We start from the raw sequence: 16,066 nt of genomic DNA, 5'->3' as shown, positions 1-16,066 counted from the left end.
GATTGGCAATTAGGTAATATTTACTAGATTGAGGTCAATATCGACACGATTACCGGAAAAATCTTGTAAAATTAAGGCTCAATTTGTTTTAATTTTTGAATGGCTGGTCCAAAATCTTGATCTGCCGCTCGCTTTATCCATTTTATCGCTTCCGCCTTGTCAATCTTTCCACCTTTACCTTCATAATATAAATTACCAAGATTTAATTGCGATGCGGCATGGCCTTTGTTTGCCGCCATAGAAAGCCATTTTTTTGCCGTATCATAGTTTTGCGGAACCATCTGGCCTTCATAATATAATCGCGCTAAATTTATTTGTGCCGAAAGGCTACCTTGATTGGCTGATTTTTCAAATAATTCAATCGCTTTTTCTAGGTTTTTCGGTACGCCATTGCCATTAATATAAAGCAATGCCAAAGCATTTTTTGCATTCCTGTCATCTTGGCTAACTGCACGCTCATACCATTCACGCGCCTTAGTATAATCTTGTGCAACGCCATCGCCCTCTTCATACATATAGCCTAAATAAAATTGTGCTTTAGAATTGCCTTGGCGTGCTGCAAGTTCAAACCACTTAAAAGCTTCACTGTAATTTTGGCGGCCCCCTTTGCCGTCATAATTTAATTGCGCCAAGCTCAATTGCGCGTCAACATGACCTTGATTGGCGGCGCTTTTAAACAATTCAATCGCCTTTTCTGTGTCTTTTGCACCACCTCGACCATTCACATAGAGCACAGCTAAATTGTTTTGGGCGTCTGGGTCATTTTGGCTAGCCGCACGCTCATACCACGTGCGCGCCTTGGCATAATCTTGGGCAACGCCATCGCCTTCAGCATAGATAACACCCATAATAAATTGCGCCGGTGCATAATCTTGTTTTGCTGCTAATTCAAACCACTTAAACGCTTCGCTATAATTCTTTTCAACACCGCTTCCAGTATAATAGAATCTGCCAAGCTGAAATTGCGCGTTAACTTGACCTTGATTGGCGGCGCTTTTAAACAATTCAATCGCCTTTTCGGTGTCTTTTGCGCCGCCTTTGCCATTCACATAGAGCAAAGCTAAATTGTTTTGGGCCTTTGGGTCATTTTGGTTAGCCGCACGCTCATACCACGCGCGCGCCTTGGCATAATCTTGCGCAACGCCATCGCCTTCAGCATAGATAACACCCATAATAAATTGCGCCGGTGCATAATCTTGTTTTGCTGCTAATTCAAACCACTTAAACGCTTCGCTATAATTCTTTTCAACACCGCTTCCGGCATAATATAATCTGCCAAGCTGCAATTGCGCGTTAACTTGACCTTGATTAGCGGCGCTTTTAAATAATTCAATTGCTTTTTTTGTATCTTTTGCGCCACCTTGACCATTCATATAGAGAAAAGCTAAATTGTTTTGGGCGTTTGGGTCGTTTTGTTTAGCCGCACGCTCATACCATTCGCGAGCTTTGGCGTCATCTTGGGCAAAGCTTTGCCCTTGCTTATACATAACACCCAAATTAAATTGAGCCTGAGCATTATTATGCTCTGCCGCAAGCGTAAACCAGTGCCTTGCTATGTCATAATCTTGGCTGACAGTATCACCTGTATAATATAGCATACCAAGTTTAACTTGGGTATGACTGTCGCCAAGATCGGCTTTTAGACGCGTGACGTGATGATCGGGATAATGGATAAAAACAAAAGCAATTGTGCCGATAATGGCAATGAAAAAAATACTCATTACAATTTGTAAAATGCGGCTCATTTTTAATCCCTATTATTTAACCAATAACAAAGCTGTTTTACACAGGCTCATATGCATCAGATTTAATGTAAATGCCAAAAGATAAAAATGTAAATAGCACTTGCTTGCTTTTATACATCTAGAGCACGTCTCTTTATTGTTAAACGCTCTTAAAATTTAGTATTTTGTATCAATGGCAAATTAAATATTTTAATTTTTAACAAATTTAATTAAAACTTACATTAATTGTACGCAAGGCCGTATTGCCATTTTCATCACTTACTCGCAATTGCATGCGCCCTGCCTGTTTTGGCCGCCAATCAAGGCTTGTTCCTGGAGTTACAACGCCAAGAAAGCGGTCTTTTTCAAACCAATAAAGCCGTTTTACGCCGGCCGGCGCATCCGCCTCTAAGCGTATATGATCATTTTCATCATCGCGCTTTAAAACATAGGTGACATTCACCAACGGATAACGAATTTGCGGTGGGGACATATTGTCAGATTTAACTGTAATACCACATGTTTTTTGCGTGGGTGGTTTACGCCGTGGCAAGCCTGCCGTGTCAAATAATGCATTTAAATCACTTGGCCAAAACTCAAAAATTTCTTGTTTAATATAGGGCTTATCATAAGGTGGGCAGGCAATTTCGCCGCTGCGTGTATCAATCATTAGTGGTCGATGTAGGTTGGAAATTTTAATTGGCGAAACGCCGGCAATAAACCAAGTTTGCTTTCGTTTTGGACAATATTCATTAGGTAGATCGCCAGAGGCGGCACAAACATCAACACGCACAACATTTTTAGGCGGCAATTGTACTAATTGCTTTTCATTGGGCTTTAAAATTGGCAAAGCATCAGCAATCTTAAAAAATAACGGCGCTGCAGAACGCACACCAATAAAGGCAGTCGGGCCGCTATTGTCAAAATTGCCAATCCATACCACCACAATATAGGGGCCAATCATGCCACTTGTCCAAGCATCGTGGTAACTCCATGATGTGCCGGTTTTCCATGCAACAGGCCAATCTTTTCCACGGCGATCTTTTGGCAAACCATCGGGGCGCGGGTTTTGATAAAGCATTTGGCGGGTGATAAAACTCGCTTCTGGTGATATTAGTGCCTCGCCCTCATGATAAAGCTCGGTTTTTAAAAAGCGCGGAAACTGTCTTTTGCCGTCTTTGGCAAGGCTGGCATAAAGACTGGCAAGTTCCAACATTTTCATCTCGCCGCCACCAAGGGCAATGGATAGTCCATAGCTTTCTTCTGGCCGCAGACCCGTAATGCCAGCATTTTTTAAAAACTGATAAAGGCTTGGTTTACGGGTTTTACTGGCCAGCCAGACGGCAGGCACATTGCGCGAACGGATAAGCGCTTCTTGCGCCGATAGCGGCCCAACAAAACGGCCATCAAAATTTTCGGGCTGAAACGATCCAAACATCGTTGGCGCATCTTTAAGCATGGTCATTGGGTGGATAATGCCCTGATCAATCGCCAAAGCATATAAAAACGGCTTTACTGTTGACCCCGGCGAGCGCGCGGCTATCGTGCCATTAACTTGGCCATGGATTTTCTCATTAAAAAAATCTGCTGAGCCAATCATGGTCTTTATGCCCATATCGCGGCTATCAATGATTAAAATGGCGCTATTGCGGATACCTAAGCGGCTGCGATCTTTAATATAGCCAGTATTAATTGCCTCTATCGCCTTTTGCAATTTTAAGTCGAGGGTGCCCTGCAACTGGTCTTCACGGTAATTGGCAAGCAGATAATTACTATAATGGGGGGCTAAAAATGGCAAATCACGCCTTGTATAAGCGGTTATTGGTAAATCATTTAATGCCGCACTGCGCGGATCATTTTTATTGGCGTCGCGCCAATCAGTCATTAATAATAGCCGTGCTTTTTGGGTCTCAAGTCCAAAATTCGCGCGTTTAGTTGGGCTTTGCGGAATAACAGCTAAGGCAAGGGCTTCATTTAAGGATAATTTCTGCGCAGATTTATGAAAATAAATTTGCGCAGCCGCTTCCACGCCTTCAATATTGCCACCCATTGGCGCAAGGTTAAGATAGGCTTCTAAAATCTCCGCTTTGCTGTAGCGCGCTTCTAACCAAAGGGCTGCTAATATTTGTTGCGTTTTACCTGAGATTGAACGCGAATTAATATTGTAAATTTTGCGCGCTAGTTGCATGGTAAGGGTGGACGCGCCTTGGCGATTGCCGCCAATATAAGTCGCAAGGCTAGCGCGAAACAGCGCAAAGGGATTAACGCCAAAATGGGAATAAAAATAGCGATCCTCTTTTAGCATAATTGCTTCAATCATTACCGGTGACATTTCTTGAAGCGGCACAAAAAGTCGATAATGATCGTCTTTGCTCAAGGTTAAACGCAAAATTTGCCCATTTTGGTCGCTAACAAGCCTTGAATAGGAAAATTGTTGTTTAAGCGGTGTGTGGGGCCAAAGGCGCAGCGCGATAAGTACCAAGCTTAAAAAAGCAAAGCTATAAAGAAAAATGCGTAAATATCGCCGCAATCTTGATTTTGTAAAAAAACGCCGCCGCATTTAAGCCATACCAGTTTTAAGTCTTCATATGAAATACGCCATGATATCATCATGGCGTATTTTGTCACGGTTTATCGCTATTTATGCGGTTTACTATTTTACCTCAATAATCAGCTTACCAATGGCACCTTCACCATTAATTTGCGGATTATACATGCTTTCAGCAAAAGCGGCCGGAATGGTAAATTGCCCTGCATTGATAGCGCGTACCTTATAGGTAAATGTGCCAACTTCTTTATCTAAGCTGCCGTAAAGCACAACGCGGTCGTCACGTGGATCAATAAAGTGAGGCTGCCAATCGCTTTGGTCTGGCTCGCCAACGGCCGGCAATGCCTGTTCTTCATTGCCTTCACTATCATATTCATTGCCATCATCACCCTCATCACCACTTTCATCGTCATCAGAAGATTGCGAATGATTGGGTTGGCGATAAACAAGTTCAACACCACCTGGTAGAAGATCAACAATAGCGACATCACCAACATAATCTTGCCCTGTACTGCGCATTCTTACCCGCACCAAGAATTCATCGCCAACATTGACCTTATCAATCTTGTTGCCTTTTAGGTCGGTATAATCATGGAAGATATCAATGCCATTATTACGTGGTTCTTGGCTTTTGTTAATATCATAACCAGCTTCACTTAACAGCACAAAACCTGGTAAGTCGGATCTGCTTTTTGTTAATGTCAAGGATTTAAAATCAAAAGGTAAAATGGCTTTTGATGGGCTACCCTCTAAAGTCACACCAGATGTTTGATCATTATTTTGTTTGACAACAGCTTCGATTGAGCCACCACCATTTTGCACCGCATTTTCATAAATTGATGCTGCACGAATAAGCAATGCCGATGAAAGACTATTATAGCGTTGGCTTTGTAAATTATCGGCAATTTTTTGCCAAACTTCGTTTGGAATTTTTGATAATTGGTTAGGGAAATAGCGACCAAGTATGGTGATCGTTTCGCTATCATGGGTTAAAGCATCATCAAAGTAATATTGACTGTCTTCATTATTTTTAAGCAATTGCCAATCAATGGAATTTACCAATGCATTGGCTTCTTTATTTTGCTTAAACATTAAATAACTGGCCGCCATATAAATAGCAGTCGTATCTTTTTGCCATTCCTTTTTTTCATAATAAGTGTCAAGTCGCTCGCGAAGATTAGCAAGCTCGTTGAAACTAGGACTAATGCCAAGGCTTTGTGCTTGGCGGTTTAACAAATAAATTGCATAGGCTTGTAAACGAAAGCCGGTCATTCCTTCAAAAGGTGGTTCTTCTGCGATATCTTTCAAGAAAGCTCTTGTGCGTTCAAAATTTTGGCTCGCTACAGAAAAACCGCGTTCGCGCGCATCAAGCATAAAATCAACCGCATAAAGCGTTGCGAAAATATCGCTATCGGGTGTTGCATTCCATTGCCCTAAACCACCAGAACTATTCATACGTTGGCCTAATATTGTCAATGTATTGGCAACATTTTTTGCTGCATCACTGTCTTCTGCTTTGCCAAAAATAATTGATGGCATGGTTTTAGAAATGGTTTGCTCGGTGCAAACATAGCCATAATTATCAAGATATTGATTAAGGCCGGTTGCCCAATTAAGCGGTGAATAGCCAAAAGATGCCTCTACCTTGCTTAATTGCGAATAAAGCTTGCGTGTTGGTTCAAATGTTATAACCTTATCATTGGTGATTTTAGCGCTTAGCTGCACCCGCCGTTCAGATAGTGGACGGACAGAAACATTTTCAACCATAGTAAAGCTGCGACCATCAGCCAATTTTGCAACAAATTTTATATCATGGGCACCTAGTTTGTTGCCATCATTATCATTGGAAGCTTTTAACTGCCAATTAGCGGTTGCTTCTTTAAGTGGATCAACGGTGAATTGCTGGGTCTTGTCACCCACAATCTCGAAAGCCAAACTTGGCTCAATGGTCAAACTTACCACATCTTGCGAAGCTAGATTGCTAAATGCGCCCATTGACACATTGACCACATCGCCAGGAGCGACAAAAGGCGGCACATTTGGGGTGAGTACTATAGGTGCCTTACTTTCCGTATAGCTTTGGGCAATACCAATATGGTTTTGATCAACTGCCACCGCAAAGAAATGCACTTTACCGTTGAAATAATCAGGCACTTGCCAATTAAGCTCACTTTCACCCTTCGGCATATCTTGAATGCCACTCCAATAGACAACAGGTGGCTTATTTTTGCGCTTAAATGGATTTAAATGATTGGACAACGCCCCTTCATCATCACCGCCTGAAGCTGCCAAAAATAATTTTGAAAATTCGGGCAAGATCAAATCAAGAATTTGAGTGGTTTCAACTTCCAAAGCGCGCTTTTTGAAAAAGAAATCCAATGGCCGTGGCTGGCTATAGCGTGCCACTTGCAAAATGCCTTCATCAACGCCCCAAACCATCACTTGTGATGGGCGGTTAAGGTTGACCTTAATCGCAATATCATCACCCGGCTCCACCGTCTTTGGTGTTGTAAGCGCAATATTAGTCGTGCGATTATCTAAACTAATGGCAAAAGGCGCAACACCATAGGAAAGTGGCGACATGAAAATTTCATCCGATTGCGGCGAGCGGACAAATTGCACATTAATATAAGCATTGCCCTCTAGCCCCTCAGGCAATTCAATATATTGAACGCTTGATGTTGTATCGGTTTTAAACCAAGAATGGGCATAGACCTTATCACGCTCGATGGTGATGAGGCCTGCTCCGACATAAGGCGCACGAATATTAATTTCAATGAATTCGCCAGGCTTATAAGAGGTTTTATTAAGTTTAAGGGTAAGTTCGCTGTTACGATCTAACGAGCGTGATAGGTTCGCATCACCCGCAACACTATAATTAAGCTGGTTTAAAACCGTGTCGCCATTTTTAATTTTAACAATAAATTCACCCGGATTGCTGGTGTCGAGTGTATCAATTGTGCCATTTTCAGTAATAGAAAATGGTTTATTTTCAAGCACAACTTCTTTTTTGCGCGAAGCATAGCGATAGGTATCATCATATTGCTTTACCAATACCGATACATAGCGCACTTCCACCACTTCGCGTCTAAGACCATTAATACCAATTGGTTTCAAATTAGCATTAACCGCAAGCCAGTTGACGCGCCGTTGTGTACCCTTATTGACATAATCAAGATTATCATCACTCTTGACACCCACCATATAATCAGCTGGGGAAACAAGGGCGCTTGCATCTGCTGCAACATTCCTGCCGCCATCAGCTTCAAAAACCCGTGCCAAAACTTGCAGCTTATAACCGCTTGCAGTAAAGCGGTTTAAATCAAGATTAAAATTGGCAATGCCATTTTCGTCGGTTTTTTGGTCTGCCAAGTCTTCAACATGGCTTTCGTCCAAGGTGTTTTCAAGATAGAAACGATAATCGCGATAGCTATCAAAACCAACAAAAGCGGGTTCCATGCGCATGGTCATGCTTGTACGCCGATCACTTGCTGGCGCACCAAAAAGATGCATTGCTTTGACACTTGCCTTAACTTCTTCTGGCTTTAACCAACCCTTAATCGGCGTTGGCGAAAGACTAGCTGTTACTTTCATGCGGTCTGGTTCAAAATCACGAATAGAAAATGAAACGCTACCAAGCGAATAATTGCCACCACTTTTGTTGGCAAGCTCAAGCTCTGCCGTATAGGTACCAGCAGGCATTGCAGGATCGGACGCAAAATCATAGCTTTCAAAGCCTTCTGCCGATAGTTGCATTTTCTCGGTCTTTACTTCGCGGCGGGCAGGATCATAAATGGTAAGCTCAACCGGCAAGCCTTGCAAATTGCCATGCCAATCATCACGGCGAACAATCATGCCAAGATGCACGGTTTCGCCGGGGCGATAAAGGCCGCGCTCGCTAAACATGAAAGCGCGTAATGTATCTGTTTTGCCATCTGCCATTAAACCGCCAATAGCAAAGCGCGATAGGTCAAGCTGGCGGCCTTCATTATTAATCGGCAAGAAAGATTGATCCTCACCATTGGTGACCACATACATGAGCGGGCGTTTTTCACGAGATAATTCGCTTAAATCACCAAAATAAGCATGGCCTGTTTCATCGCTATAGCTTTGCGCAACCGGCAAACCATTAACGCCGTAAACTTCCACTAAGGCATTATCGATTGGTAAGCCCGTTTCGATGGATTGCACAAAAATATCATGGCCGCGATTGCTGTCCCGCTTAGCAATAATGCCAATATCGGTGACGACAATAAAGCGTATGTCACGCGCTGATGTAACCTCACCAAGGGTTTGGCGATCATAGCTACCTTTTTCACTCATGCGGACAACAAAAATACCATGCCGTCCATCTTCACTTGATAGGTAAGGAGCAAGATCCACATAGCTATATTGCATTTTATTGACGGCAATATCAGGAAGATCAAAGTCGATATTTTCGCGCTCGACTAAAGTATCAAATTCGCTTTCGCTCATATCAGGGCGAACAAAATTACCATCCAATTGATTAACTAAATGGTGAAGCTGCTTTGGCAGAACGCGGGCTATTTCAACTTGTGCGCCACTTACACCTTGCGCCATAACGCCAAGGGTGCGTTCACCACGAAGACCAAGCAAAGCGCCTTCTGACATGAATTGCAAAGTCTTGGGATAATTGGGCATATTTGATGTGTAAAGTGTTTGCGCATCACGCGATAAATAACCGCCTTGAGATTGGATTTTGCCATTAATGCGCACATAAAGTTGCACACCGGGCTCAGCATTAAGCTTAAATGAATGAAGGCTATTTTGAGCGCTATCACTAGGAATTTGAATAAGTGGAATTTTGCGCGAGCGAGTAAGCAAATTATCGGTAATTTCATTGTCGCGCCAATTAATGCGATCGCCAGATTCATTTTTACGCTGTGGTAAAGCCCAAGCGGTCACTTGTCCATCAATATTAGCGTCGCTTACCGGTTTTGAGCTTTCAAACATGAAAATCGGCTCTGGTTCACCATTATTATTGCGCACAAAATCTATTTTTGCGTCACCAAAACTTAACTGATAACGTCCCGGTACATCAATGCTTGCACTAAATTCCTCAGTGCTAGCATTACCGCCAAGATTTGACGTCACGCCTTTTGACACCTTCAATTTAACGGTAGAGGTTTCAAGCGGCATGCTTAAAATTGCTGATTGAACCGACGCGGTTAAACCATCTTCAGAAAAGAAAATTTGCGGATTATTATTAGTCTTGTTTTGATAGGTAAGACCGCGCGATAACTCAAATGATATATGTTTTGCAAAAGTCTTTTGATCAATTGGGTGGCTTGCTTTAATTTCCGCTACCATCTTCTTTTGATTAGGATCTTGCGGATCTTCATAAAGCTTTGAATTATTGACCGAAATAGCAAATGGACTAGTGGTTACATCAAAACTATAATCTTTTAGCAATATGCCGTCGGTAAACAAGCCTTTTTGCGCAAGGCTTACAGTATATTTTTGGTCAATTGGCCAATCTTGTTGCGGCTTAAAAGTTAAGACCTTGTCATTAGACCAATGCCATGTACCCTTGATTTGTGGTGATAGGCTTACGCCTTCCTCAATTGTTGTATTGACTTTATCAATGGGGGCGACAGAATCTGAAAATTCGATAGTTAAAGGATAGGTTTTGACACCCTTTTTATCATAATCGGATAAAGGTGGATTAGAATAATCATAGCTTACCATATAGGGCAGGGGTTGGTTCTGGTACCATATCCAGCCTCCGATTCCTGCACCAATGGCGACAATCAGAACTAATACACTTGCGATAGCGCTTTTAGTATATCTTTTAAAAAAACAACCAATAAGAGAAAATAATTTGCAAATAGGCCTTAACCAAAAAGGTGGCACCCATGAAACATTACCAAAAATAAGGCTAAATATTTTTGCCAAAAAAGAATAAATTGCTTTAAAAAATGCCATAACTCGCCCATAAATTTGTTAATGTCTTCAATTAAAAATACTAAAGTCACAATTTGGATAAGAATATTACATTTTTCAAAAAACTTCACAATATAGTATATATTTTTATTAAGAGATTTTTCGAAAAATTCGTTTTGAATTAAGATTATTCACTATATATGATTTTGAATATTTCTAAATAAAATGAGATTGGGTTGAGGGATGCTATAATAATGGTAAAACTCAAGATAGTTGATATATTTGGATTACGTCATATTACACATATATTATGCGAAGAATTAACTCTTGATCAAAGTGCTAATATCAAAAACCATAATAATGCCTATGTTGTTAAGGATGAGGAAGAAATCGGCTCTTATATTACATCTTCTGGAAAAGTGTTTTTTTCATACCGTACATTAAATCCACCTAAATATTTTAGTTTTGCGACCAAAGATGAGGTAAATCTTGAAAGCCAACAATGTCAAACTGAAAATTGGTACTTAAAATTTGAATAGTTTTTATTACGAACTAAAAACAACAAAGCAGCTCATTTTTTATTAAATATAATGTTGTTTCAGCCAAGGTTACCCATCACCAAGAAGGCTTAGAGCTTAACTCCAATGATCATCGCGCATTTATCATTAAGTCGCTGATGTTGTATCGGGCGAAATTGCTTATTACCAATTTTTATTATCTCACGTTTTTTATAGCGATGAATGCATTCTTGGGCTGCAAGTTTGTGATCGCTTATCAACTCGAAAAACGTATCATCCATAGATAAAACACCAGAAAAGTCGCCTAGCGGATAATAGTCCTTATAAATTTCAAGGGCTAACCGGTCATGATAAATCATCAATATGTCCAATGCATCATGGTAACTTAAATTGCTATAAATGTTTAACCTATCGCAATAATCTGCAAATATCTTTGATCCATCAAGCTCAGTTTTGGCAAGCTGGCTTTTTATAGCCATTGTTGTGTTTTGTAATTTAACTGGAAAATATTCAAAAATACATTCAGCAAAAGCAAGGGCTTCTGCCACACAAATTGGTGGCTTGAAATTTCCTGCCGCAAAAGCGTTGCCAATATATTGTATTTGCTGTTCTATTTTATTTGCTTTCAAAAATAGTACTCACTGTGTTTTCCGATGCTCAAATATCATTTTGATAGTAAAACCTAACCGTAATTCGTAAAATACGTATGTTCTTAATTTTTCTAAGCATGATTTTTCATATATAACTCTATAGCCACCTTTATCTTTACTATAATAAATACTTTTAAAACTTTGTCGATGAATTATATAGGGAGGATTTATAATTTCACCTTTAAATTCACTATTTTCAAAGGCACATTTTATTTCATTAAACATATAATCTTGAGGATAAATATCTTTAATTTTCTTAAATTCCGGATGGCTTGGATAATAAATTATAGCGAAATGTCGCGGATTCTTATGGGTATATAGTGTATAATGATCAGCATCTTTTACAAAAGCAAAAGAGCCTTCTATCTGCGAATTTTCAATAAAATTGGGTGCTAGATAGCCAACTAAATCCATTATTTATGAACCTTAAATGTTAGTTTGGTTATATTTAAAGCGTTTTTCGGACAAAAAACGCGATGTAAACAATGGATTAGAGCGCCGATCTGATCCAATCAGAGCGAAATGCGCTCTAATGTGCAAAAAAAATATCAAAAATAAACTGTGCTAAAGTTTTATGGCAACAATAAGAGGGGTTCGCATCGATAGTTAAAAAAGGCTATTGGTGCCAATAGCTTTTTCTGCTGCTGTTTTAGCAGGTGGAAACACGAAAACCGCCACGTTTTATTTATATAAACTGCAATGCGATAAAAACTAGCAGGCTAGCATCTTGCCGCCAAGGACTTTTTGTCATCGATTAATGTCGCAAAATCATAATTGGTATGAATATATTGTCCGAGCATTAAAGGTAGCGATTATGTTGTTAATGATAACTCTTTAACTAAATTATCCAAATGATCCCCATTTTAGTAGATATTTCGAATTATAATTAAATAGTTTTAAATGTTTTGAAATATAGCCAATATGGATATAGAATTTACATTTATACTGCAAAAAATAGGAGGGAAAATGTCTATAGATAATAAGCATAATTTTGTTGAAATAATATATAAGTCTATTATTGATGAAAATATTGAATTATATCGTGATAGTTATCTTGATATAAAAGCTGATCCCTCTTTTGATAATTACGGCAAGAATGTAGTTAACCTTATAAAAAATTTAGATACAGATAAAAAGGAAACGTTGTTAATGATTATGAAGCAAGTCATGATCGATACACTTTCCAGCATTTTTAATCTAATTGAAGAGGATGGCAATATTGCTGATGTAAAGCTCATTTATAAGGGTGAAACCATTAATGAAGATTTACAAGATGCCTTTTTAGCATATGTGGAAGAATTATAGTCTAAGAAATCAATAGGAGCTTACATTGAAGCATTATATTATCCGGTTATTTTTCATCTTAATCACTAGTATTTTTCTTGTAAATTTTAGCCATGGCGCTGAAACAATTGCTCAACTACTAGAAAAAGCAGAAAAAGGTGACGCCAATGCACAGTATGATCTAGGTCTCCATTATGATTATGGCGATGAAGTTGCAGAGGATAAGGCAGAGGCTGTAAAATGGTATAGGCGCGCTGCAGAGCAAGGTCATGACAAAGCACAATATAATTTGGGCATTAGTTACGACATTGGTGAAGGTGTTGCAGAGGATAAGGTCGAGGCAGCAAAATGGTTTAGACTCGCCGCTGATCAAGATAACCCTAAAGCGCAATTTAACCTTGCCGTTGCTTATGATCTTGGTGAAGGTGTTGCAGAGGATAACGCTGAATCTGCAAAATGGTATAGGCTTGCCGCTGAACAAGGTTACGCTAAAGCTCAGTTTAATCTCGGCGTTGCTTATGATAAAGGCCAAGGCGTTACAGAAGATAAGGAGGAAGCTGCAAAATGGTATAGGCTCGCCGCTGATCAAGGTCTCGCTAAAGCCCAATTTAACCTTGCCGTTGCTTATGATCTTGGTGAAGGTGTTATTGAGGATAAGGCTGAATCTGCAAAATGGTATAGGCTTGCCGCTGAACAAGGTAACGTTAGCGCGCAGTTTAACCTTGGTGTTGCTTATGATGACGGCGAAGGTGTTATTAAGGATAAGGTAGAAGCTACCAAATGGTATAGGCTGGCTGCAGAGCAGGGACACGCCAAAGCACAGTTTAACCTTGGATATAATTATTATCATGGTGAGGGTGTAAAAAAGAATAGACTAGAAGCAATCAAATGGCTTAAACTTGCTGCAGAACAAGGCGATGGTAGAGCACGTAAAATGTTAAATGCATTAGGCGAATAATTGAACGCTAATATTAAAAAAACGATTTTATGTGAGGTAAATGGAAATTATGCATTTTATCTCACATAAGCGTCTAATGGAGTATTCGCCCAGCTTAACTTCATAGCTTTTTGCATTGATGTGATTTTAGGATATATTTTTATTAATTGAAAAATAGAGAACATTATTAATGTAATTATTTATGTCATTACCCAAATATTTGTCATTATAATAGTTTATTAATATGCAATTATTGGTTATCAAAAATTCAAATATATGTCTTAAATCAATAAGATCAATCATTCTTATATGCAATTTAAAAATCACATCGCCATAATATTCTTCAAAAATGATAGAATGGTCCTGTTTATGAAACGGAAGAGCTTTATCGCTTAAATATCGACCATGATAGTTAAGAAGTTTAAGATAAGTAATCAATTTTTGATATAAAGCGCTGTAATCACCTTGCCAAAAATCGGCTATACTATCCAAATGAAAATTGCCTCCTTTATATATTTCTTGAGGCAATATAATTGATTTATAATATATATTGGACAATGCATATCACTATTTTTACAAAACTATATTTAGGAATCTGGAATATAGTTTGATAGAGTTTTTGTAATATTAATATATCGCATGATTATTACACAAATATATTGAACATAAAAGTTGAAAGGTAATTTTTAAAGTTATGCTAGAAATAGGTGATTAGGGTCAACACCAATGATATTTAACATTTGCAAAGTTTGCTGCTTTTAAAAGCACGCTATGATTTTGATCTACCAAAGCGTGCTTTGTTTTAAAAAATTTGGGATTTTATTTATGGGCATCCAACATATGGCGATTGGTTTTGCCAAGGTAATAGACAAGCGCTGCGCCAAATAGTGGTAAAATGCCAAGGATTAACAAGCCCAATGATGCGCTACTGGTGGTTTCCTTAATCCAACCCATGAGATAAGGACCACCAAAGCCAGCAAGATTGCCCACCGAATTAATCAGCGCAATACCTGCTGCGGCAGCACTACCAGTTAAAAACGCGGTTGGCAGTGTCCAAAATAGTGAAAAACAACAAAAAATACCAATAGCTGCAAAGGTTAGTGCAACCATAAGGATAATCGGTTCTTGCAAAAAGCTTGCGGTAATAAGGGCGATAGAGGCTAATAAAAATGGCAAGATCACATGCCAGATACGCTCACCTGTGCGATCGGAATGAATGCCCCAAAGCACCATAGCAATAGCGGCAAAGAAATAAGGAATAGCAGTAACAAAACCCGTTTCCACATTGCTTAAACCAAAAGCCTTGATAATTTGTGGTAACCAAAAACTCATGGCATAAAGTGCTGCAACAAAGCTAAAATAAACAAAGCACAAAATTAATACGCGCGGCGAGGTAAGCCCTGCCATAAACGAATGATCGCTACCAACTTTGCGCCCTTTTTCAGCTTCCATGGCAATTTCATTTTCAAGCCAATTTTTTTCGTCATTTGTCAGCCATTTGGCTTTGCTTGGTCTATCGGTTAGATAAAACCAAGCAATAATGCCAAGAATGACTGTTGGCACACCCTCTATGATGAAAAGCCATTGCCAACCGCGCAAGCCCCAAAATCCGTGCATTTCAAGCAAAATGCCTGAAATTGGAGCGCCAATCAGGGTTGATATGGGCACTGCAATCACAAACCCTGCTAAAATACGGGCGCGGTAACGGCTTGGATACCAATAGGTTAAATAAAGCAAAATGCCGGGAAAAAACCCAGCTTCCGCAAGACCAAGCAGCAAGCGCAAGCCATAAAAACTCCATTGGCCTACAATGAGCGCCATGAAACAGGAGATCAGCCCCCAAGTGATTAATATGCGGGCAATCCACAGCCGCGCGCCTAATTTTTCCATAAAATAATTGCTAGGCACTTCAAAAAGGAAATAGCCCACAAAAAATATACCTGCACCAATACTATAAATTGTTGGTGTAAAGCTTAAATCTGCATTCATCTCCAATGCGGCAAAACCAACATTGACCCGGTCAAGATAGGCCATAAAATAGGCAATAATCAAAAAAGGCACTAAGCGCAGCGATACTTTGCGTATGGCGCTTTGCTCAATGCTTGCCAACGATTTTTTTGCCGTTACATCTGAAATTTCAACCATGAATCTCCCTCTTCCCGTAAAATAATGTGGTTCAAGTCAATAAATCTTGTTTACCCATGCTTTCCCCTAAAAGCCCATAGACTATAAACTTGAAAATAAAGAATAGTTTTCTATACTTAAATGAAAAGACGATCAATCACTTTTATGCTGAAGAGCATGTTCGCTTTTCTGAAAGGCAACACATGCACAAAACTCTTAGTTTTGGCGCATTGCCCAAACGCAAAACTTGATCAACTCTTGCTGAATATGCTTTTAATAACTGCCAAGTTAAAAATTACAAAGATTACGCATTTATATATGGAATGTCATTTCTTGCGTGTTATTCATCATCGAGAATTTTATTGAGCACGGTGTTT

9 protein-coding genes are annotated in these 16,066 nt (G+C 39.6%); 3 read left to right on the top strand and 6 right to left on the bottom strand.

Annotated features, from left to right (window positions below; genetic code table 11):
- Window positions 1–71: 71 nt before the first annotated feature.
- From N6A79_RS15035 to N6A79_RS15025, 3 genes are all read right to left on the bottom strand, one after another.
- Window positions 72–1,745 (bottom strand): SEL1-like repeat protein, encoded by a 1,674-nt coding sequence (locus N6A79_RS15035; protein ID WP_263499799.1) that lies wholly within the window; start codon window positions 1,743–1,745, stop codon window positions 72–74.
- A gap of 205 nt (window positions 1,746–1,950) precedes the next feature.
- Window positions 1,951–4,284 carry a penicillin-binding protein 1C gene (pbpC, locus tag N6A79_RS15030; RefSeq protein WP_263499798.1) on the bottom strand — a complete coding sequence of 778 codons (2,334 nt, stop codon included), beginning with the start codon at window positions 4,282–4,284 and terminating at the stop codon, window positions 1,951–1,953.
- A gap of 93 nt (window positions 4,285–4,377) precedes the next feature.
- Window positions 4,378–10,218, bottom strand: a complete 5,841-nt coding sequence (locus tag N6A79_RS15025; RefSeq protein WP_263499797.1) for an alpha-2-macroglobulin — start codon at window positions 10,216–10,218, stop codon at window positions 4,378–4,380.
- A 212-nt stretch (window positions 10,219–10,430) separates the two neighbouring features.
- Between N6A79_RS15025 and N6A79_RS15020 the strand changes: the two genes are divergently transcribed.
- Complete coding sequence (locus N6A79_RS15020; RefSeq protein WP_263499796.1) at window positions 10,431–10,715, top strand: hypothetical protein; 285 nt, start codon at window positions 10,431–10,433, stop codon at window positions 10,713–10,715.
- A gap of 89 nt (window positions 10,716–10,804) precedes the next feature.
- Here N6A79_RS15020 and N6A79_RS15015 read toward each other — a convergent pair whose 3' ends face one another.
- Together N6A79_RS15015 and N6A79_RS15010 are read right to left on the bottom strand one after the other, a co-directional pair.
- Complete coding sequence (locus N6A79_RS15015; RefSeq protein ID WP_263499795.1) at window positions 10,805–11,323, bottom strand: hypothetical protein; 519 nt, start codon at window positions 11,321–11,323, stop codon at window positions 10,805–10,807.
- A 9-nt stretch (window positions 11,324–11,332) separates the two neighbouring features.
- On the bottom strand, window positions 11,333–11,758 hold the full coding sequence (locus N6A79_RS15010; protein WP_263499794.1) for a hypothetical protein: 426 nt from the start codon (window positions 11,756–11,758) through the stop codon (window positions 11,333–11,335).
- Between the two features lie 552 nt (window positions 11,759–12,310).
- Here N6A79_RS15010 and N6A79_RS15005 point away from each other — a divergent pair.
- Both N6A79_RS15005 and N6A79_RS15000 read left to right on the top strand, forming a co-directional pair.
- Window positions 12,311–12,649 (top strand): hypothetical protein, encoded by a 339-nt coding sequence (locus tag N6A79_RS15005; RefSeq protein WP_268547630.1) that lies wholly within the window; start codon window positions 12,311–12,313, stop codon window positions 12,647–12,649.
- Window positions 12,650–12,674: 25 nt separating this feature from the next.
- Window positions 12,675–13,586 (top strand): tetratricopeptide repeat protein, encoded by a 912-nt coding sequence (locus N6A79_RS15000; protein ID WP_263499943.1) that lies wholly within the window; start codon window positions 12,675–12,677, stop codon window positions 13,584–13,586.
- Between the two features lie 798 nt (window positions 13,587–14,384).
- Here N6A79_RS15000 and N6A79_RS14995 read toward each other — a convergent pair.
- Window positions 14,385–15,710, bottom strand: coding sequence for an MFS transporter (locus N6A79_RS14995; protein WP_263499941.1), 1,326 nt, complete (start codon window positions 15,708–15,710; stop codon window positions 14,385–14,387).
- Window positions 15,711–16,066: the final 356 nt, after the last annotated feature.

This window comes from Bartonella sp. HY761 (genome assembly GCF_026743145.1).
Lineage (GTDB): Bacteria > Pseudomonadota > Alphaproteobacteria > Rhizobiales > Rhizobiaceae > HY038.
This window is presented reverse-complemented; position numbering and strand designations above follow the sequence as displayed.